The organism is Ignavibacteriales bacterium, assembly GCA_016214905.1.
GTDB lineage: Bacteria > Bacteroidota > Ignavibacteria > UBA10030 > SZUA-254 > PNNN01.
The window spans coordinates 792715-813720 of record JACRMQ010000007.1 but is presented as its reverse complement, the minus strand read 5'-3'; the positions used below and the strand labels follow the sequence as shown (position 1 = coordinate 813720).

The following is a 21006-nucleotide window of genomic DNA, read 5'->3' as shown; positions in this document are numbered from 1 at the left end:
AAAATCATTAAACTCAGAATTATGCTTTTGTATCTCCACCCCGAATTATAACTTTGTCTCACTTGTCTGTCCTTATATCTTAACATTATCTCTCTTATCTCATGGTAAATGGGCAATTTCTGTTCCAAATCTAATGCTTGGAATTAATTAAAATATTTATCAGTCCCTGAAATTGAAATCCTTACAAATTTTGAAAGAATTACATTCGGCAATAAATAATATCATCTTTCAAGTATTAATAGTAACAAGAAATTGATGATTTTAATTTCAGGAGACTATATTCGGTCTGGTCACTTCAATAAAGTCATCTTGTGAACCGATTGATAAGTATGCTTAGGATTATCTAATGCCGTTGCAATCATTCGGTAATAATAAACACCGGCGGCACATTTCGGTTCCCAACGCACTCGATGACTGCCTCTCTCTCTTAAACCTTCATCCAAAATCGCAATTTCATTCCCCAGGTTATCGAACAACGTCAGTTTTACAATACTTCTTTCCGGTAATTCATATGAGATGTTTGTTTCGGGATTGAACGGATTTGGATAATTCTGCTGAAGTGAAAATTGTTCTGGTTCTTGCACAATAATATTTTTAGTGATCTCGAATTTGTATGTTCCAGATTTATCTATCGTCAAAAATCCTTCACCATTAAGTGAACGACTATTATTATTATCAACAAATGATATATTATAATCACTGTCAATAATTTTCCATTGCATGCGGACAGGATACGATGAAGAATTTAAAGAGAAACTAAATTCTTGTCTAGCATCGGAAGTAGAATACTCTTCGGCGAACCGGTTCGATTTAAACCGAACATCGAACGCGTCAATGGGCGGCATAGGAGGAAGCTCAGCCGGATATTTAAGATTTGTTGATGATGGAATTAAATATAATTTTTGATTCAGATTGGTTCGATCTGTAAAAGAAAAAACGATATGGTTTTCTAATTGATCAAAACTTCTAGGCTCAACTATTGAAGAACGATTCAGAAATATTTGAGGAATTACTAGTTTAGATCCCGCTGTCGCTTTTACCCAGTATGCTTTAAACGGTTCTAACATTGTGCTTATTTGATAAGTCCCTTGATACTCAAAAAATTGGGAGAGTGTTATTCCGGGAGGATCGGTTGTAATTGAGCTAATCGGGATCGGATTAGTGATGGATCCAATAATATTCCATCCTTCCGATAAATCAATCGTATCCTCATAAATTGGACTGCCGGCAAGCTCAATGGCTGATAGTGATCCGAATTTCAGCCAGTATCCGATCCCGTTCTTCAATGTCTCCGCGAGAAGATATGTTCCGTTATAACTATACGCGTTCGATATGCTTGATGGAAAAAGGGTTTGTTTTGAGGCGTCTTCTACAATTAACGGTATCGATAATAGATTCCATCCGGGATTCATTGATCCTGATATTAGATAACAGGGCAACTGCTTGCTAATGCTGGCACTGAAATCTGTCTCAACAGTATCAAGATTTCTTGCTTTAACATCTATTCCGTAAACCGAACAAGAATCCAAGCCGGCAACATCTATTCCATTTGAATCACCCAACATCTGCCGCGTATTCCAAGTCAACACACTTGTGAGCATTCCGTTGTTTTGTAGATATGCAGTATCATTACCGGAAATAAATCTGACCAGATATTCTGTTACTGCAGGGTTTAAATTTGAATTCAGAGTCAACCTCAATGAATGTGGCATAAAATTTTTAATGTCAGGCATGGTTGGGACATCAGCAAATGTGACTTTTGCCGCTGAGGTTATATCACTCTCACCGATATCGTTAAATGCCACCACACGATAAAAATATTGAGTGTTGACCGATAATCCGGTATCATTGTAAGTAATCGTATTGGAAGATAAATCACCGCTTACCGAAACATAAGATCCACCAATGGAACTTGAACGATAAACACGATATCCGTTTTCATCGGATGAATTATCTATCCATGTAAGATCAATTTGTGTCGTTGAAATGGCATTCGCATTCAGATCGGTAGGCTGCATGGGCGGAGTTGCCGTTGTAAATTTCCATGGTGCATTTTGAGAAACAATTGTACCTGCTGAATTTTTCGCGACAACTTTCCAATAATAACTTGTATTGCCGCGTAAATTTAAATATTGAAATGAAGTGATTAGCAAGTTAGAATCAATGAGCAATGCGGGAGGATTGATTGTATCGAGATAAACATCATAACTCTCGGCGTTAGTGGAAGTCTGCCATGATAATAGTCCGCTCAAGCTTTGATCGACCGAATTATCGGTTGGTGAAATTAATTCGAAAACGGCAGGTGGATTCATCGATAACGTGGTAAAACTCCACGGCGCGGCAGTAGATGTGATCGTCTTAGATCCGTTCTTCGCTACTACCTTCCAATAATATGAATGTCCCTGGACTAAATTAGTGTAAGGGTATGTAGTATCTATCTGATTAGCACTAACGATTGTTGTGGGTGGATTGTTCTGATCGAGATAAATATCGTAACGGTCCGTATTCGTTGATGATTGCCAACGAAGCGTCCCGGATATTGGCTGACCGCTCGCAGTGTTAGCTGGCGAAAGCAATTGGAATGCTGTTACATTTTTTTCGAATTTAAAGTTACATGTTACGGGTATATGATCTGAACCGTAATGCAAACCATTCGCAACACTATCCGGCACTGCGGAATTCGGTAAACGATTAATACTATCATTAAAATGATTGCCGTCATTGCCGTAAGCATTATAACTTGAAACTAACGTATTATTATCTAACGCCGAGTAAGATGTTAAGATGATATCGAACCTATCATCCATTCCGCCGGTAGAACCGCCGCCAAAGGCACGGACTCTCGGTGATTGTGTATGAATCGCTTTGAATGCAGAATTATTATTCCAGTTTCCAACCGCATTGATAGGATCTTTGCATCGTCCATCGTTATCGGTTTCGCTGTTAATTAATTTTAAAAATGCTGGCTCGGTGCTTGTATAAATATTGTAATCTCCCATCACCATGAACTTTGTTCCGGTGGACAAATTATTAAGATGATTACGCAAGATCGTTGCTTCAGCAAGCCGGTCTGCTTCAAATCCAGTACTTGCTTTAAGATGAAGAGAATAAAATCTAACCGTATCATTTGATGAAGTAAACCGCACAACATACTCGGCAATATCGCGCAATGCAGTTGGAATGTATGCCGCACTGAGAACTGTAGCTTTACCAGTTTTAAAATAGATATGATTGTCAGTATCATACCCATCATGGAATGTGATAGTTGAGTATAATCCTGCCTGGTAATAATTAAGAACATTATTCAGAAATGCAGTTACACCGGTTTGGCTTGTCATCTCTTGTACAACCAAAACATCCGGTTTCATCGAGTGAATAACGCGGCGCATGAATGGATCACGGGTCGTATTATCGTTCGGATAATTTAAAAGATTATACGATGCAATACGCAACGTATCATAGTTAATCGCCATTGTACCGGAAGGTACCGTTTGGCTGTAAATTACCGGTTGGATAAAATACACCAATGCGATGGCGAGAACTGTTGGGAGACGGTTCTTCATCAGTTAATTTTCTATTTTCTCTAGATCTTCTTTACTAAAATATCGAAAATTATCGAAAAAAACAATGTGATCGCGGATATCATATATTTAATTCGATGCATTTTTGGCGCATTCGGTGCATTTTCGTATACTAATTCAAAAAAAAGGAAGTTGCATAAAATCGATGAAACAAAATCATGAATATTGGATGGAAATCGCTTTTAAAGAAGCCGAAATTTCAATGAAAAGAAAAGAAGTGCCGGTTGGGGCGGTGATTGTTTACGAAGGAGCTGTTATCGGTAAAGGGTCAAACCAGATCGAAATGCTGCAAGATCCCACGGCACATGCCGAGATGATTGCTATTACTGCCGCTTCCTCCCATCTTGGGAACCGCAGATTGGAGAAATGCACTCTTTATGTAACCCTTGAACCATGTCCGATGTGTGCAGGTGCAATTGTGCTTGCTAGAATTTCTCTTCTTATTTTTGGCGCTTACGATCCTAAAGCCGGTGCGTGCTCATCGCTATACACAATCACGAACGATACACGCCTTAATCATCGTGTTCATACGATAGGAGGAATAATGGAGGCGAAATGCGGAGGGATATTAAAAGAATTTTTTGAAGCACAACGGATTAATAGAAAATAGGCTTTAGCTCCATCCAAATTAGTCCATACGAATAAGCATGGAGATTTATTTATTCTGATCCTTCCTGTAATTTTTCTGCCCTATCGGCAATCTTTAATTGTTCAATAACATCGTTTAGTTTTCCGTCGATAATTTCATTCAAATTGTAGAGAGTCAATCCGATGCGGTGATCTGTCAAACGATTTTGCGGAAAATTATATGTCCTTATTTTATCGCTCCTATCTCCGCTCTTGACCATCGAACGCCGCTTAGCAGTTATTCTTGCATTCTGCTCTTGGATTTTCGCTTCAAACAATTTCGCCCGAAGCATTTTCATTGCACGTTCTCTGTTCTGAAACTGTGACCTCTCCTGTTGACATGCAACCACAATTCCGGACGGTCTATGCGTGATACGAACTGCAGTTTCCACCTTGTTAACATTTTGCCCGCCTTTACCACCTGCACGGTATGTATCGAATTGTAAATCTGCGGGATTGATTTCGATTTCTACATCTTCAACTTCAGGTAAAACTGCAACGGTTGCTGCGGAAGTGTGAACACGCCCCTGCGCTTCAGTTTCGGGCACACGCTGAACACGGTGAACTCCGCATTCATACTTCAGCGTACCATACGCACCAACTCCTTTAAGGGAGAAGACAACTTCTTTAAATCCACCTAAGCCGGTATCGTTCCAATCTATTAATTCCGTTTTCCATCCGGCGCGTTCCGCGAAACGTGTATACATCCTATAAAGGTCTGCCGCAAACAAAGCCGCTTCGTCGCCTCCCGTCCCGGCACGCACCTCCACGATACAATCTTTATCATCGTTGGGATCTTTGGGAATGAGAATAATTTTTAATTCCTCCTCCAATCCTGTTTGCTTTAACTGCGATTCGATAAGCTCAACCGACGCCAGATCCTTCATCTCGCTATCCGACTCAGATTCAACGAGATGTTTGAGATTCTCAACATCGGATTTGATTTTTTTATATTCGAGATATTTCTTAACGATTTCGGTTTTTTCGCTGTGTTCCTTACTCAATTCGCGATATCTTTCCTGATTAGATATCACCGCGGGATCAGAGAGCAAATTAGTAATTTCGTTATATCGTTCTATTAAGTTTTCAAGCTTTTCAAACATAAATCAATTCATCATCCGTCCGATATATTAGGAATAAAATTCTGGCCGTGTTTTATCGACAATCAATAAATTCTTCACTCTTCAACCAATTCAGAAACAGTTTGAACATATCTTACAGGTTTCGATTCTTCGAAACCTAATGCACACTGCAACGCTACCAGCGCAACTTCGATTTGGCTTTGATCCGGCTCTTTCGTGGTTACACGCTGTAACCAAAGTCCGGGAGCGACAAGAATTTTACCCAGCGTGGTTTCTGTTTTTTTCGATGACCACCGAATAAATTCATAGGCGATTCCTCCAACAAGTGGGATCAAAGGCAGATGAGTTATCAACCGTATCGGCAGTGTCAGTTTGCCAAGCCAAAGAATCATCATCGAATCAAATACGGCAAATAGCAACACCGAAACAAGAGCGACGATAAGAATAAAACTCGTCCCGCAACGGGGATGAAAACGGGTTGAAGCTGTTGCCGATTCGAGGGTAAGAAGTTTGTTCGATTCAAAACTCATAACCGCCTTATGTTCGCCACCATGATACTCGAACAATCGCTTTACATCTTTCATCATTGAAATGGCAAGCAAGTAAACCACTAAAATGGTGAGCCGAATTACCCCGGCAATTATATTGAATCCAACTGCGTTTTGCTCCACGCTGAATAATTGGGTCGCCACGATGAGTGGTGTAATAAAAAAGATTGCAATGCCGAGTACAAGCGCAAAAATTACTGTCAAAGTTAATTGCAAATTTCCTGCAGATTTCTTCTTTTTTATTTCCTTGCCGTTATTCCGTTCTTTCAGATCAAGATCGTGCATTGCTATTTCAGCAGAGAAATTCAAGGTCTCGATGCCAACAAACATCATCTCAATCAAACCGGCGGCACCCCGTAACACCGGAAGCTTGAAGAATTTATACTTTTCACCCAGCGATTGATGATCGCGTTTGCGCACAATAATATCGCCATTCGATCGTCTGATGGCGGTAGCAATCTTTCCGGGGGCACGCATCATCACACCTTCAATAACCGCTTGTCCCCCAACTTGCAAAGGTTTGTTTGGGTCAAACTTTACATCATTTTTATTTTCCGACAAATTATTCTCCATGAGATTAGATTCATAAAAAAATTCTATGTAAATATAACTCTTTATTTCGGGGCGTGCAAAAGAGAGAGTTATGTGGTTGACTTTTATAAACTATTTTAATGTCAAGTTACGACTACTAATTTCCCTGAATTATCCTTTTCAACAAACAATGTTATCTTCATCCAAAATCGATCTAAGGCACTTTTCAATATTCCGCTTTGTTTAATTTACATGGACAGTTAAATTTGATTTTTTTATAAGTCATTTTTTGGAGAACTAATCATGAAGAAACTAACAGTAGTAATGATATTATTACTTTCCTTTGCAGGATTGGGTTATTCGGTCACTCACACTATCACCAATGTTGGAACCACATTTTCGCCTAACTCCGTTACAATCAACCTTGGTGATACCGTTATCTTCGCGCTTTCATCTCTTCATAATGCCGTTGAGGTCAATCAAACAACATGGAATGCGAACGGTACAACATCGAACGGCGGCTTTGCTCTTGGATTCGGCGGCGGGTCGGTTGTGCCACTCACAACCGGGACATATTATTATGTTTGCACAGTGCACGCATCCTTGGGAATGAAAGGAATCATCACCGTAAATCAAACTACCGATATAAAAGGTTCGGAGTTATCGACACCGCGAGAATTCACATTAATGCAAAATTTCCCAAATCCTTTCAACCCTCGGACAGAAATATATTTTCAACTAAACCACGCCGATCATATATCGATAAAAATATACAACATGCTCGGAACCGAAATTATAACTTTGATAGATGAAAATGTCTCTGCCGGGGAACATCGAATTGAATGGGATGCAGCAGGTCAGCCAAGCGGTATTTATTTTTATCAACTCAAGGCTTCAGGTGAGATTGAAACGAGGCGGATGGTACTTGCAAAATAAGATTTTAAATCTAATTTTTTAGTATGTAAATCTTTTGGATGGATAGGCATATTATGCTCAATTCTTGATAAGCTTAAGAATTTTGCATACATTACTACACATATGCCAACATTCAAACGAAGATTAGTGCGGGAAAAGGTGCTTCAGGCATTATATGCCTATGAAATGTCAAAAGAACCTATTACCGATGTAATATCCAACGTGCTGGGCGAGTTAAAAAGCTCGTACGACGATTTCGAATTCGCCAAAAAACTTATCAACGAGGTCATCCACCACGAAGATGAAATCGAAAAAATAATAAAAAACAAAGTTGCCCACTGGGAATATGACCGCATCGCATACATCGACAAAATTCTCTTGCGCATGGGAGTTTGTGAGATGCTTTACTTCCCAGAAATCCCGCCGAAGGTTACAATAAACGAATCGATTGAAATTGCAAAAAATTTCAGCACCGATCAGAGCGGTAAATTTGTGAACGGCATACTAGATGCACTTCTCGATGATTTTAAAAACTCAAAAATGTTAAACAAGACCGGCAGAGGATTAATAGAAGATTCACTGCCAACAGAAACATCGCAGGCTCGAAAGCATCCTCCAACCGGAAAGTAATCACTCGAATTATTTTAATGACAAGTCGAGCTAAAATTTTTTCATGGACTCTCTTTGATTTCGCCAATACCGCCTTTTCTGTCATTATCGTAACGGTTATTTATTCCCGTTACTTCACTAAAACAATCAGCGGCGGACAGAGATGGCTTTGGGGACTAGCAGTAAGTTTATCGATGATAGTCGCTGCAATTTTATCTCCTCCTCTCGGTGCCGCCGCAGACTCAGGACATAATCGGAAGCGTTTCCTTCTCGCGTTCACATTCGTATCCATTATTTGCACCGCATTATTGTTCTTCGTTCAGCCCGGAATGATATTTCTCGGAATAATATTGTTTATCATGGCGAACGTTGGTTTTGAAGGCGGTCTTGTATTTTACGATTCTTTTCTTCCGGGCATCACTCAAAAAACATCTTACGGCAGAGTTTCGGGGTATGGATTCGCCATGGGATATCTCGGCGCACTGGTAATACTTTTAATTGTTGCAATAATTCTGCCCGAATCTTCTTCGCCCCGGTATGATTATTTCGTGCGACTTTCGTTCGTGATCTCCGCCTCTTTTTTTTTCCTTTTCTCACTCCCCTTGTTTCTATCTGTGCACGAAGCCCGCACTATAAAATCTTTTAACGGCTCGGTAATGAGAGATGGTTTCAATAAAGCGAAAAATACTTTCAAGGCGATTTTCATAAAAAAAGAATATCCGAACATTGCACGGTTTTTGATCGCATTCTTCCTGTATAACGACGGAATACTTACAGTAATTGCATTCGCCGCTATTTTTGCTGAAAATATTTTAGCCATGTCGGATAAAGACATCATCATATTTTTCGCGATTGTGCAAACCAGCGCGATCATCGGATCGCTAATATTCGGATTCATCACCGATATAATTGGCCCGAAAAAAACAATCTCCGTTACGCTTATTATGTGGGTAGGGATTTCGTTCGCCGCATATTTCGTTCAGTCAGTCTCCTTCTTCTATATCGTCGCGCTCGCGGCAGGGATCGCCATCGGCTCGGCGCAATCAGCGAGCAGAAGTTTGATGGCGCTTTTAACTCCGCGCGACAGGGAAGCGGAATTTTTCGGCTTTTACGATGGTCTTTGCGGCAAAGCAAGCGCGGTTATCGGACCGCTTATTTATGGTCTGATAGCAGATGCAACCTCGGAACGAATAGCGGCCGCTTCGATAGGATTATTCTTTATAGTCGGATTTATTGTTTTACAGCGTGTTGAGGAACCTGTTCGATCATCCTGATAAAGATTGTTTTATGTTCATTTTTAGAAATTCATTTTTTTCTTTACCTTATAAAAACAGATTTCAGTATTCAAAATAATAAGATGAGAATTATACATTTAATTTCAATGCTGCTGCTTTTCGGCTCAACATCCGTTACATTTTGTGCCGACCAAAAAAAAATAAATGAATTTGTGGATGTTAAAATTAGCTTGAAACAAAAAGAGGTTAAACCCGGCTCTACCTGCGACCTGCTGATCCGATTCAAACCGAAGGAAGGTATTCATATAAATTTCGATCCACCGATATCCCTCAAATTCGACAGTACGTTATATTTAAACAAGGTTGAAAAATTGAGAATACCTCGTAAACCGAAGCAAGATTATTTAGATACAAAGCAAGAACTTGTGCAAAAATTCAGTATCGCAAAAGACACTCCGCCAGGGAACATCGTTATTAAAGGAGCTCTGACATATTTTTATTGTTCGGGTTCCGATGGATGGTGCAGCAGATTCAAGCAACCTTTCGAGTTTTCAATAAAAGTAAAATAAGAATGCCGAAGATATATTTCGTATCCGATATTCATTTAGGATTAGGATCAAAATCCGAAGAACGAGAAAAAGAAAACCGGTTTATCGGTTTTTTAGATTCGATAAAAAAAGACGCCGAACAACTCTTCATAATCGGAGATCTGTTCGATGCATGGATTGAATATAGAAACGTTATTCCTAAAGGTTTTCACCGAACATTATCGAAATTGGATGAATTCGTTCATAGTGGAATTACCGTGCATTTTTTAGTCGGCAACCACGACTGTTGGGTACGGGATTATTTTTCTGAAGTGATCGGAATGAAAGTTTACCTTGAACCATTTCAGTTTGAACATCAATCCAAAAAAATTTATTTGCATCATGGAGACGGACATGCAAAAAACGATGTCGGTTACTCGATTTTAAAAAAAATCGTACGCCACCCTTTTTCAATCTGGTTATTCTCGTGGCTTCATCCGGATATCGGTTTAAAACTCGCCCGCTCGTCTTCAAAAACGAGCCGGCAATACACTTCCCGAAAACATTATGGTGAAGGAGATGGTATGACTGAATTCGCCCAGCAAAAAATTAAGGAGGGTAACGATTATGTCATCATGGGTCATCGGCACATACCGAGCGTGAACAATCTTGTTGGCGGAATTTATATCAATCTTGGAGATTGGATAGATGGGGGCAGATATGCCGTGATAGATAACGGAAAGATCTCACTCCAAGAATGGAAGCAAAACAAAGAATGAAAAAAATCAAAAATATTTTCAAAGATCGCCGCCGGAATATAATTTTACTTGTTCTTGGAATAACGATACTTATTGCAGCATACGGTGTTTACCTTTTTTCGGGATTACCATCTCTTGAGCAACTTGAAAATCCGAAACCCGAATATGCCACAAAAGTGTACTCGGTTGACGGAGAAGTACTCGATCAGTATTACATTAAAAACCGCACATCAATCACCCTCGATCAGCTTCCGCCACATTTGATTCAGGCACTGATAGCCACCGAGGATAAAAATTTTTATGAGCATTGGGGTGTTGACTTACCCCGTTTTGCGCGCGCGATGGTGAAAAATGTTTTTACGCTCCGACTACGCGAAGGTGCCAGCACGATTACACAGCAGTTAGCCAGAAATCTATACGAGTTAAAAGGATCGAATGAATCTGTGTTCGGAAAGATGTCGAGAAAAATCCGTGAGTTTATAACCGCTGTGCAAATTGAACGTAACTACACAAAAAATGAAATACTGGAAATGTATTTGAGTGTCGCTTTTTTTGGAAGAAGCGCATACGGTATTTCTTCAGCGGCGCAGATCTATTTCGGGAAAAATCCAAAAGACTTAACTGTCTCTGAAGGGGCTCTCTTAATCGGTTTATTGAAAGGACCCGGCGCTTATGATCCATTCCGTCATTTCGAAAGAGCCATAAATCGCCGTAATACGGTATTGAGTCAGATGGTAAAATATGAATATTTGAAACTGCCGGAATTTGAAATTGCAAAAAATGAAAAGATTACATTCATCCCTCTCGACGAGCATCTGCGCGCCGGTATTGCTCCGCATTTCATAGAAATGGTGCGCCAACAATTAATTCAGAAAGCGGAAAAATACGGATTCGACATTTACCGCGATGGACTTTCTGTATATACGACACTGGATAGCAGAATGCAGAGATACGCTAACCGTGCGGTCGATGAGCATCTTGGAGAATATCAATCTGAATTCAACAAGCGTTGGAATTGGAAATATCACAGAGATGAATTACGGCAGGTTATATCGCTCGCGATCCGTACATCCGAAGAATACCGCGATGCCTTAACGGATAAGCAGCGAGACAGCATTGCTCGTGCGCTAAAAAAGAATCAAGCGTTTCTCGAGTCTGTAAAAAAACTTGCAGCAAGAATAGAAGTAGGATTTACAGCAATTGATCACTCGAGCGGAGGAATCCTTGCCATGGTTGGCGGCTCGGAATTTAAATCGTTCAAGTATGGATTGAATCACGTAACACAAATACTTCGGCAACCGGGGTCTGCATTCAAACCGTTCGTTTACACCGTGGCGATCGATAACGGATATCCGCCATCGTATGAGATAATGAATCAACCGGTGACACTGATGATGGCTGACGGAACAAGATGGGCTCCGGAAAATTTTGACCACACATTCGGCGGAAAGTTCACTATTCGTGAAGCTACCAAACAATCCATAAACCTGGTTGCAATTCGCGTAATAATGGAACTTGCTCCTATTTCAACTGTCATTCAATACGCCCATCGAATGGGAATAAAATCCGATCTGCCTCCTTATGAATCGTTGGCAATCGGAACGGGTGAAGTTCAACCGCTCGAGCTGATCTCCGCGTATGGCGTTTATCCGAACGAAGGTGTTTATGTTGAACCTCTAGCTATAGTTCGAATAGAAGATAAAAACGGAAATATAATAGAAGAAAATCAACCGACTAAGCGTGATGTTTTAAGCAAAGAAACCGCCTACTTAATGACGAGCATGTTGGAAGGTAATGTGAACGGTGGAACAGGAGTACGCGTCAGAAATTATTTCGTTGGGCCCGCCGCGGGTAAAACGGGTACAACTCAGGAATATGCCGACGCATGGTTTGTTGGATTCACTCCGAAAATTACAGCCGGTGTTTGGGTGGGATTTGATAATAAATCCGTGCACTTCACAAACGAAGATGGACAAGGGGGGCGAGCCGCCGCACCAATTTGGGGACGATTCATGAAATATGTTTACGACGATCCTAACATTAATTTACCTGTGGCATATTTCATTCAACCGGATGGGATTGAAACTGACTCGATATGCGCTGAAACAAAGAAAATTGCAACAGAGTTTTGTCCTGAAAAGGAAACTGAAATTTTCAATAAAAAATATTTACCTGGAAAGTGTACAAAGCACACCAGCAGTAACTGGAAAGAAATGGAAGATCAAAAAAATCCAACCAATTTTTAATCGGTTGAATAGATACTCGATTCGTCTTCTGAATTATCTGATGCCTGTTTACTCTTTTTGTTCTTGAGAAAAACAATAACAGGCACTGTGATCAACGCAACAATACCTGCCCATTTTAAAATCTTTACAAGACCTTTATCTTCATTAATCATAATATTCGATTATGCCATCTTTTTAAATACAAAATAGTTCAAGTTTCAGCATAAAACAATGACGGTGATCACTACTTTATAGCGATCGCCGTTTTTTATAATGCTCGCCCTATGGCGGGATTAACTCGCGTATCCTAACCATTAAGTATTCTAAATCGAAAGGTTTTGTGATATAATCCGCAGCTCCCTCTTCTTTTGCCCGAATCGCAGCTTTCAGATTATTAAACGCGGTGAGATATATGAATGGAATTTTCTTATAGCTAGGATTCTGATGAACAGCATGGAAAAAATCAAACCCGTCAATCCCGGGAAGCTTGATATCTGCGATGATGAGATCCGGAGTATATTCTTTTAAAATTTTGAGCGCATCTTCCGCACTCTTAGTTTCAAGAACATTATATTTCTGATCTCGAAGAAGCGCTCCCAACGTCAGCAACAATTCGTCTTCATCTTCAAGAAACAGTATGTTTTTTTTCTTCACTTTAAAAAATAATAGGTTAGGAGACGACTTATGATTAATATACCAGTTCTTACTCCTAAAGTCAATTTTTATAATCGATTAGCTTTGTGAAATTATGTTGTTTATATTTAGACGTTATATTTTACTAATAAAATGATTAATAGGTTTAAAAATAATTCGGACCGAAGGAATTTCTCAATTAACCTTGCTGAAGGTGCATTATTCATGGCAGGCGCTTCGTTTGTTGCACCCCATACAGTTCTGCCGGCGTTGATCACACGTCTTGGTGGAAACAATTTGTATGTCGGAGCTTTAATCGTCATTACTTGGGTCGGACTTTACGTTCCCCAAATCTTTGCTGCCCGCTACGCGCAAAGACAGCAATGGAAAAAAAAGTGGGCGATTCGTTGGGGACTTTTTCAGCGTATTAATGTTTTGTTGATAATGTGTGTACTTTTCATTTTTGGTGCTGATAATCAACATATTACGATATTACTCATACTATCACTTTTTACCGCACACCAAATTTTAATGGGAATCGCTACGCCATTCTGGTTCGATATGTTTGCAAAACTGACTGAACCTCATTTGAGGGGAAGGTTAACCGGTATACGAACCGCTATTGCCGGTATCGGTGCGCTGTTCGGCTCTCTATTGCTTTCAAAACTTTTAATAGAATTTAACTTCCCATACGGTTACGCAATTGCTTTTTCGATCACGTTCGTTCTACAGCTTATATCTATTTTACTTCAATTCGCTTTGGTGGAAGAAACGCCAAGCAATACAATCAGCGGAGAATCGTTGTCCGAATATTTCGCATCGCTCAAATCTGTCTTAAAGAACAACCATGAATTCCGGAATTTTCTTTACGCTTCAATCCCGCTCACGCTCGCTGTTATGCCTGCGGGATTTTTTACAGTATACGGACTCCGACATTTTGCCACTGATGATAGTGCTGTTGGAAGATTCACGCTTGTAATGGTTGTTGGTCAAGGTCTCGGTGCGCTGATTAACGGATTCATAGCCGATCATTTCGGAAACAAAGTCGCTCTGATATCAGGTGCAAGCGCAATGCTCATCGCTTCGTTACTCGGCACTCTATCAAGTTCTATAGAAATCTTTTACGGTGTTTTTCTATTCATGGGAATGAATTTGGGATCGGAATTAATGATACGGCATAACATCGCGATGGAATATGCGCCTGCAGAGAGACGTTCAACCTACATCGCGTTGATGAATATGATACTCTCTCCTTTTTATGTCTCAGGATTGTTGGGTGGCTGGATTAGCGAAGCATTCGGATATAACTGGTTGTTCGGTTTAGCAATGGGATGTTCAATCATCGGAATTCTGATAATGATCTTGATAGTCAAGGAACCGCGCGCAAAACTTAACAAGTGATATTTTTTTACTCCCAGTTCAATAATTTAATAACCAAGCACCGAAGCTAAGAGAGCCATTCTAATAAGCACTCCGTTTTTAGTTTGTTTGAAATAAACAGCCCTCGGATCGGTATCGACCGTCGGCGATATTTCATGCAACCGCGGAAGCGGGTGCATTACTAACGCGTGGGACGGAAGTAATTTCAGTAATGTGTCGTCAATAAAATATTGTGAGATTGTCTCCAATCGTTCACCACGTTGGGTTAATAATTCCGGTTCGATACGCGTGCTGTATACAACATCAACCTCCGGCAATATTTTCTTTAGATTATTCTCAAGAGCGTACCAAACATTGTGTTTCGTCAAATAATCCAGTATATCTTGTTTGATTTGAAATGAGTCCGGTGCAACGAAATACAATTTCACTCTTTCAAATTTCCCCAGCAGGTAAGCGAGCGATCTTACCGTCCTACCATCTGTCAGATTACCGACCAAGGCTACTTTTACGCCTTCGAGTGTTTTCACGCCTTTATAAATTGTATACAAATCGAGAAGAGCCTGAGTGGGATGTTGTCCTCCTTTTCCGTCTCCTGCATTAACAATAGGAACAGCAGATATTGCGGCGGCACGCGCGCAACCACCGATTTCGTTATGCCTTAAAACAATCACATCTGCATAATTGCTCACAACGCGAATTGTATCTTCCAGAGTCTCGCCTGCGGCAACAGAAGAAAACGTATTCGCCCGTTCAGTTGATAAAACTTTTCCGCCGAGGCGGTACATCGCAGATTCAAAAGAAAATCGCGTCCGGGTTGAATGCTCATAAAACAAGGAAGCCATTATTTTGCTTTGATAATCTTGTGTACCTCCACGTGCGACAATTCTTTCCATCTGGTCCGCAACTTCGAAAAGTTCCACCAGCATCGGTAGCGTAAATTGCTGAGATTCTATAACATGTCCTAATTTCATTGCAATCTCCTTCCTTTTATTCGTGTACCTGTTTTTCCTTCAAAGGATTCAATTATGTGTGCCGGATCTGTGATTATTACTTCCATTCCACCTCCATCAAGAAAATTTATCGCGGCTTCTATCTTCGGTTTCATGCTTCCCTCAAGGAAATGTCCTTCCTCCAGGTATTTTTTTATTTCATCTAGAGTAACCGTACTTAAAGGTTTTTGATTCGACTTTTTAAAATTGATATATACTTGCTCTACTTCTGTTGAAATAATAAATCGTTCAATCCCTAACCGGTTTGCAAGAAGAGCTGATGCACGGTCTTTATCGATTACAGCTTCAACGCCAACAATCGAACCATTTTCAAAACTTACGGGTATCCCACCGCCGCCGGAAGCGATTACAATTATTCCTCGCTCAAGGCACTCTTTGATGATATCGAGTTCAACAATATCGAGTGGCTTAGGAGAAGGAACAACGCGCCGATAACCTCGCGCAGCATCTTCTATGATGTTCCAACCGAGCTCTTCTTTTTTTTGCTGAGCAACTTCGCGCGAGTAAAACGGACCGATAGGTTTTGTTGGCTTGAGAAATGCGGGATCGTTTTTATCGACAACAACTTGCGTAACAAGTCCCGCAACCGATGTCTGCAGATTCATCGATTTCAGAATCGACTGCAAAGAAGTTTGAAGAATATATCCAATTTCACCCTGTGTCATCGCGACACAAACATCGAGCGGCATTGTATATGTCTGATGAGAACCGGCTTCAGATCGGAGAAGCTGGGCACCTACTTGCGGACCGTTTCCATGAGTAATAACTAAACGATATCCGAGTTTTGCCAAATCTGATATACTTTGAGCGGTTATGCGGGCGTTGGCAAATTGTTCCGGAATTGTACCTTTTTGACCGGCACGAATTAGTGAATTTCCTCCGATCGCAATTAGAACCGAATTTTTCAGACTACGCCCCCTTAAGCAATGTTAGCATAACTGCTTTTTGAGTATGCAACCGATTTTCCGCCTCATCGAATACAACGGAATTTTTCGAATCGATCACATCATCGGTCACTTCTTCTCCACGATGCGCCGGTAAACAATGCATAAAAATGGCGTCAGACTTAGCAACCGCCATTAATTTTTTATTTACCTGATAGCTCTTGAATATTTCCAACCTTTTTTCTTTTTCCGCTTCCTGCCCCATGCTCGTCCAAACATCGGTGTAGAGCACATCCGCGTTTTTGACGGCTTCTTTCGGATCGTTTATTACTTCGATAGTGGAACCCATTTTCTTAGCCGCTGCGGCAGATAATTTTACAACATTTTTGTCGGGCTCATATCCCTTGGGTGTATTCGCGACGAAATTCATTCCAACTTTAGCGGCAAATATCATCAGAGAATGGCAGACATTATTTCCATCACCGATAAAAACGAATTTTTTTCCGGTGAAGCTCCATTTTTTTTCGTGAACAGTCAAAAAATCGCCCAGTGCCTGACATGGATGTTCAAAATCTGTCAGCGCATTTATTACCGGAATTTTCATTGCTTCGGCTAGATCTGTGCATGTTTTATGAGCGTAGGTTCTCACAACAACACCGTCGACCCAACGCTCCAGGTTTTTTCCGGTATCATAAATTGATTCACGTTTACCGAGGCTTATATCGCCTTGCGTCAAATAAATTGCATGCGCGCCTAACTGGTAAATTCCAACATCAAAAGTTACGTGAGTCCGGAGTGACTGTTTCTCGAAAATTGTCGCAATAGATTTTCCTTCCAAACTGTGTCGATAATTTTCGGGATGCTTTTTAATTTCCTTCGATAAATCGATGAGGGCAAATAATTCATCTGAAGACCATTCTGCGATCGTTAAGAAATCTTTTTTCATGCTTGATTATCCTTTGTAATTCTTAAAAAAATTCGACAACAAATCGTTCAAATCGGGTTTAGCAATTTCATCCAACTCGTACCGTACGCGAACGCTTGGTTTATTTATCTTAATAATCCGGCGAAGATCAATCGGAGTGCCGATTATTACGGTATCGCAATCCACTTTGTTGATTGTTGTTTCGAGATCCTTAATTTGTTTTCCGCCGTAGCCCATAGCCGGAAGTAATATTCCTATCTTCGGATATTTCGTGAATGTTTCGGCAATTGAATTCACAACCCATGGACGCGGGTCGACGACTTCTTTAGCACCGAATTTTTGCGCGGCAATAACACCCGCACCGTAAGCCATTTCGCCATGTGTGAGTGTTGGACCATCTTCAACTACAAGCACTCTTTTACCACGGATAAGATTTTCGTCATCAACAGATATCGGCGATGCCGCCTCAATCACCACAGCTTTTGAATTTACCGATCTGATATTTCTTCGTACGGAATCGATATTCTCGCGAGTGGCAGATTCAACTTTATTGATAACGATAACATCAGCTAAATTAATATTCGCGGCTCCTGGGTAATAAGTCAATTCATGTCCGGGCCTATGAGGATCGGCAACCGTAATCGTCATATCCGGTTGGTAGAACGACATATCGTTGTTCCCGCCATCCCAAACAATTACATCTGCTTCTTGCTCTGCTTGCCGAAGTATAGCTTCATAATCAACACCGGCATATATGATGGTACCATTCACAATGTGCGGTTCGTACTCTTCCATTTCTTCAACAGTGCATTCAAACTTTACAAGATCATCGAGTGTTTGATAGCGTTGAACTTTTTGCTTCACTAAATCGCCATAGGGCATCGGATGACGGATCGCAACAACTCTTTTTCCCATATCGCGAAGAAGCTTGCATACTTTGCGCGAGGTTTGACTTTTACCGGAACCGGTTCGAACGGCAACAATAGCAATCACCGGAACTTTACTCTTTATCATCGTCGGATGAGCACCTAAAAGTTTGAAATGCGCACCGGCCGCCATAACCACAGACGCTTTTGCCATAACATAATTATGGGACACATCAGAATATGCGAAAACTACTTCATCTACATTATTTTTTTTGATTAGGGAAACCAGATCTGATTCGGGGTAGATTGGAACTCCGTTGGGGTACAACTTACCGGCTAACTCAGCAGGGTATTTTCTACCGTCGATGTTAGGAATTTGAGTTGCAGTGAATGCTACAACATCGTACAATTCATTATCACGATAAACAGTATTAAAATCATGAAAATCTCTGCCGGCAGCTCCCATAATGATTACTTTTATCCTCTTCATATACAAATCCTCTAAATTTTTTGTGGAATAAAAATTCCGTTAATTCAGTCTGAAATTAAAGAAAATCGACTTAAAGATCGGACTCTTGAGGATTGAATTTACGATATTTTCCGGTAGGACACAAAACTTTATGGACACAACCCTCGCAGTCTACAGACGCTTTGGATAGAAGGGAATAACAGCGCGGACATCTTTCGATGAAAGGATTATCAACAGAGAAATTGCATTTCGAACAAAGCCGAATTTCGGATTTTCGTTGCTCCTCAAATGTTTTCTTATTTAATTCGACCGACACAATCAATCTCATTGAACAAGATGAGAAACTACACCACCGATACCGAATGCAACTATCCAGGTACCGATCCAGATTATAAATCCTTCTTTAAATCCGCGTTCTTTCATCATCACCATCAGTGATGCTATGCAAGGAACGAATAATGTAATGGTTATCAGCGCAACAGTAATCTGCATCGGTGTTAATGAAAGATGATAAAGGCCGGCTGCCCCAAAATCTCTTCGAACCACACCCATAACAAACGCTGTTGATGCCGCTTCCGGAAGTTGCAGCCAATAAGTTGTTAACGGTTTGAGCAATCGGGTAATGAATGTAAGGGCTCCGGTATTTTGCGCGATTCCAACAGCTAATGCTCCTGCAAAAAACCACCCGGCTGCTTCCTTCATAAAGTTGTATGAGCGAAAAACTGTTTTTCGAACAACATTATTTATTTTCGGCAAGCGCATCGGAGGCAAATCTAATAACAATGGCACCGACTCACCCGCGAGAAAGCGGTTTAAAATTGTTCCGATAGCGATAAGAACACCAAGAATTGTAATTATATAAACGACCATAGGATAAATACCGGCGCCGGCAAGCAGCGCGGCAATAACCGCTATCTGCGCAGAGCACGGTATAACAAATTGCAACAGGGCAGTTGCGATTGTTTTTTCTCTCTCCGATCCAAGCAATCTTGTTGTAAGGGTTGCAGAAGTAACACATCCAAATCCGAGGATGAGGGGAATAACAGCCCTCCCGTTCAATCCGATTTTATTTAAAGTTGAATCGACCATTGTCGCAAGACGTGGAAGGTATCCACTATCTTCCATCAATGCCAACGCGATATAAAAGGCAATTACCAGTGGCAGGAGAAGGAAGAATAGATATGTCGTTGTCATTGTTATAATACCGAATTCACCGACAAGAATAGCATTCCACCAAGAGGTTGAGGGAGTGATGTCGGTTATTAACCCGCGTATCCACGGTTCCCAGTGTGCTTGACCGATCTGCTTTTCTGTGAAATTAACAACATCTTGAGCAACGAATTTTCCGACAAAAAGGTATGCAAGATATATTGCGACGATGAAAATTGGTATTCCGGTACTCGGTCTGATAGCCCATCGGCCGAATAATTCAGGAAACCTTTTTTTCTCAGAAACATCATGAATGATTTGGCTTATTACGTAATTAACTCGATTACGCCGATCAATATATATTTCATCACGTTTATTCCCCAGCTGAACGCCATGTTTTTTTGCCACAAACTCATCACCTTCCAATATAAGGAGTGCCTCTGCCTGTGAACCTACCATATTAAGCATCGAGTGCAAAATCGAATGCGTTTCTTCTCTTTGTATTCCCTCTCTTGTATTTTGGATTGCTTCATCTAATCGTTCGAAACCAGTTTTATCTACCGCGATTATTGGTATAATATCAACTCCGAGAAAATGCGAGAAGCGATCAAAATCAATTTCTATCTGATGCCTGTTCACCTCATCCATAAAATTAACCAACACGACGATTTTTTTTCCCATATCAATCAATTGTTGGGTTAGAAACAAATCCCGCTCCAAATGAACGCCATCAACAACATTGATTATCAAATCGGCTTGTAGTATTACATCTCTTGCAACTTTTTCTTCGTCATTGAAAGAGGAGACGCCGTAAACACCGGGAGTGTCGTATACTTCATAATTACGGTAAATCCCTTTCGTGATTTCCACTGTTGTACCGGGGTAATTAGAAACTTCAACATTCATGCCGCTTAATTCATTGAAGATAAGCGATTTGCCTACGTTCGGATTCCCAACCAGAACAATTTTAGATTTTTGATTATTCTTTTCAAGAAGTGTTGGTTGCGCGTGAGGATGTTTTTCAAGATGTTCGATTTTCTTCTCGGATGGAA

The 21006-nt window shown here is 40.6% G+C and carries 18 protein-coding genes; 8 read left to right on the top strand and 10 right to left on the bottom strand.

Annotation, left to right across the window (positions count from 1 at the left end):
• Window positions 1–290: 290 nt before the first annotated feature.
• Window positions 291–3563, bottom strand: coding sequence for a fibronectin type III domain-containing protein (locus HZB59_10665; GenBank protein ID MBI5021887.1), 3273 nt, complete (start codon window positions 3561–3563; stop codon window positions 291–293).
• Window positions 3564–3726: 163 nt separating this feature from the next.
• Between HZB59_10665 and HZB59_10660 the strand changes: the two genes are divergently transcribed.
• Window positions 3727–4191 (top strand): nucleoside deaminase, encoded by a 465-nt coding sequence (locus tag HZB59_10660; protein ID MBI5021886.1) that lies wholly within the window; start codon window positions 3727–3729, stop codon window positions 4189–4191.
• Between the two features lie 49 nt (window positions 4192–4240).
• Here HZB59_10660 and prfA read toward each other — a convergent pair whose 3' ends face one another.
• Entirely contained in the window at window positions 4241–5311 is a 1071-nt protein-coding gene (prfA, locus tag HZB59_10655; GenBank protein MBI5021885.1) for a peptide chain release factor 1, read from the bottom strand.
• Between the two features lie 74 nt (window positions 5312–5385).
• Window positions 5386–6399: a DUF1385 domain-containing protein gene (locus tag HZB59_10650; protein ID MBI5021884.1), complete on the bottom strand. Its 1014-nt coding sequence runs from the start codon at window positions 6397–6399 to the stop codon at window positions 5386–5388.
• 273 nt (window positions 6400–6672) lie between these two features.
• Between HZB59_10650 and HZB59_10645 the strand changes: the two genes are divergently transcribed.
• From HZB59_10645 to HZB59_10620, 6 genes are all read left to right on the top strand, one after another.
• A complete protein-coding gene (locus HZB59_10645) occupies window positions 6673–7305 on the top strand; it encodes a T9SS type A sorting domain-containing protein (protein MBI5021883.1) in 633 nt (210 codons plus the stop codon).
• Between the two features lie 102 nt (window positions 7306–7407).
• Window positions 7408–7914 carry a transcription antitermination factor NusB gene (gene nusB / locus HZB59_10640; protein ID MBI5021882.1) on the top strand — a complete coding sequence of 169 codons (507 nt, stop codon included), beginning with the start codon at window positions 7408–7410 and terminating at the stop codon, window positions 7912–7914.
• 17 nt (window positions 7915–7931) lie between these two features.
• Window positions 7932–9167, top strand: coding sequence for an MFS transporter (locus HZB59_10635; protein MBI5021881.1), 1236 nt, complete (start codon window positions 7932–7934; stop codon window positions 9165–9167).
• 83 nt (window positions 9168–9250) lie between these two features.
• On the top strand, window positions 9251–9697 hold the full coding sequence (locus HZB59_10630; protein MBI5021880.1) for a hypothetical protein: 447 nt from the start codon (window positions 9251–9253) through the stop codon (window positions 9695–9697).
• Window positions 9698–9699: 2 nt separating this feature from the next.
• Window positions 9700–10434, top strand: a complete 735-nt coding sequence (locus HZB59_10625) for a UDP-2,3-diacylglucosamine diphosphatase (GenBank protein MBI5021879.1) — start codon at window positions 9700–9702, stop codon at window positions 10432–10434.
• Entirely contained in the window at window positions 10431–12659 is a 2229-nt protein-coding gene (locus HZB59_10620; GenBank protein ID MBI5021878.1) for a PBP1A family penicillin-binding protein, read from the top strand. The genes HZB59_10625 and HZB59_10620 overlap by 4 nt, the downstream gene beginning before the upstream one ends.
• On the opposite strand, the gene HZB59_10615 is transcribed toward HZB59_10620, so the two are convergent.
• Together HZB59_10615 and HZB59_10610 are read right to left on the bottom strand one after the other, a co-directional pair.
• A complete protein-coding gene (locus tag HZB59_10615) occupies window positions 12656–12811 on the bottom strand; it encodes a hypothetical protein (GenBank protein ID MBI5021877.1) in 156 nt (51 codons plus the stop codon). The genes HZB59_10620 and HZB59_10615 overlap by 4 nt on opposite strands.
• Window positions 12812–12920: 109 nt before the next feature.
• Window positions 12921–13292 carry a response regulator gene (locus tag HZB59_10610; protein ID MBI5021876.1) on the bottom strand — a complete coding sequence of 124 codons (372 nt, stop codon included), beginning with the start codon at window positions 13290–13292 and terminating at the stop codon, window positions 12921–12923.
• Window positions 13293–13424: 132 nt separating this feature from the next.
• On the opposite strand from HZB59_10610, the gene HZB59_10605 reads away from it, so the two are divergent.
• Window positions 13425–14672, top strand: coding sequence for an MFS transporter (locus HZB59_10605; protein ID MBI5021875.1), 1248 nt, complete (start codon window positions 13425–13427; stop codon window positions 14670–14672).
• 26 nt (window positions 14673–14698) lie between these two features.
• Here the strand turns inward: HZB59_10605 and pyrB are convergent, their stop codons facing one another.
• The 5 genes from pyrB to feoB form a co-directional block, all read right to left on the bottom strand.
• The gene (gene pyrB, locus HZB59_10600; protein ID MBI5021874.1) at window positions 14699–15622 is read right to left on the bottom strand and encodes an aspartate carbamoyltransferase; all 924 of its coding nucleotides are present in this window, start codon (window positions 15620–15622) and stop codon (window positions 14699–14701) included.
• Window positions 15619–16569: a carbamate kinase gene (arcC, locus tag HZB59_10595; GenBank protein ID MBI5021873.1), complete on the bottom strand. Its 951-nt coding sequence runs from the start codon at window positions 16567–16569 to the stop codon at window positions 15619–15621. The genes pyrB and arcC overlap by 4 nt, the downstream gene beginning before the upstream one ends.
• Window position 16570: 1 nt before the next feature.
• A complete protein-coding gene (argF, locus tag HZB59_10590; protein ID MBI5021872.1) occupies window positions 16571–17491 on the bottom strand; it encodes an ornithine carbamoyltransferase in 921 nt (306 codons plus the stop codon).
• 6 nt (window positions 17492–17497) lie between these two features.
• Window positions 17498–18826 (bottom strand): GTPase, encoded by a 1329-nt coding sequence (locus tag HZB59_10585; protein ID MBI5021871.1) that lies wholly within the window; start codon window positions 18824–18826, stop codon window positions 17498–17500.
• 303 nt (window positions 18827–19129) lie between these two features.
• Complete coding sequence (gene feoB, locus HZB59_10580; protein MBI5021870.1) at window positions 19130–20989, bottom strand: ferrous iron transport protein B; 1860 nt, start codon at window positions 20987–20989, stop codon at window positions 19130–19132.
• Window positions 20990–21006: the final 17 nt, after the last annotated feature.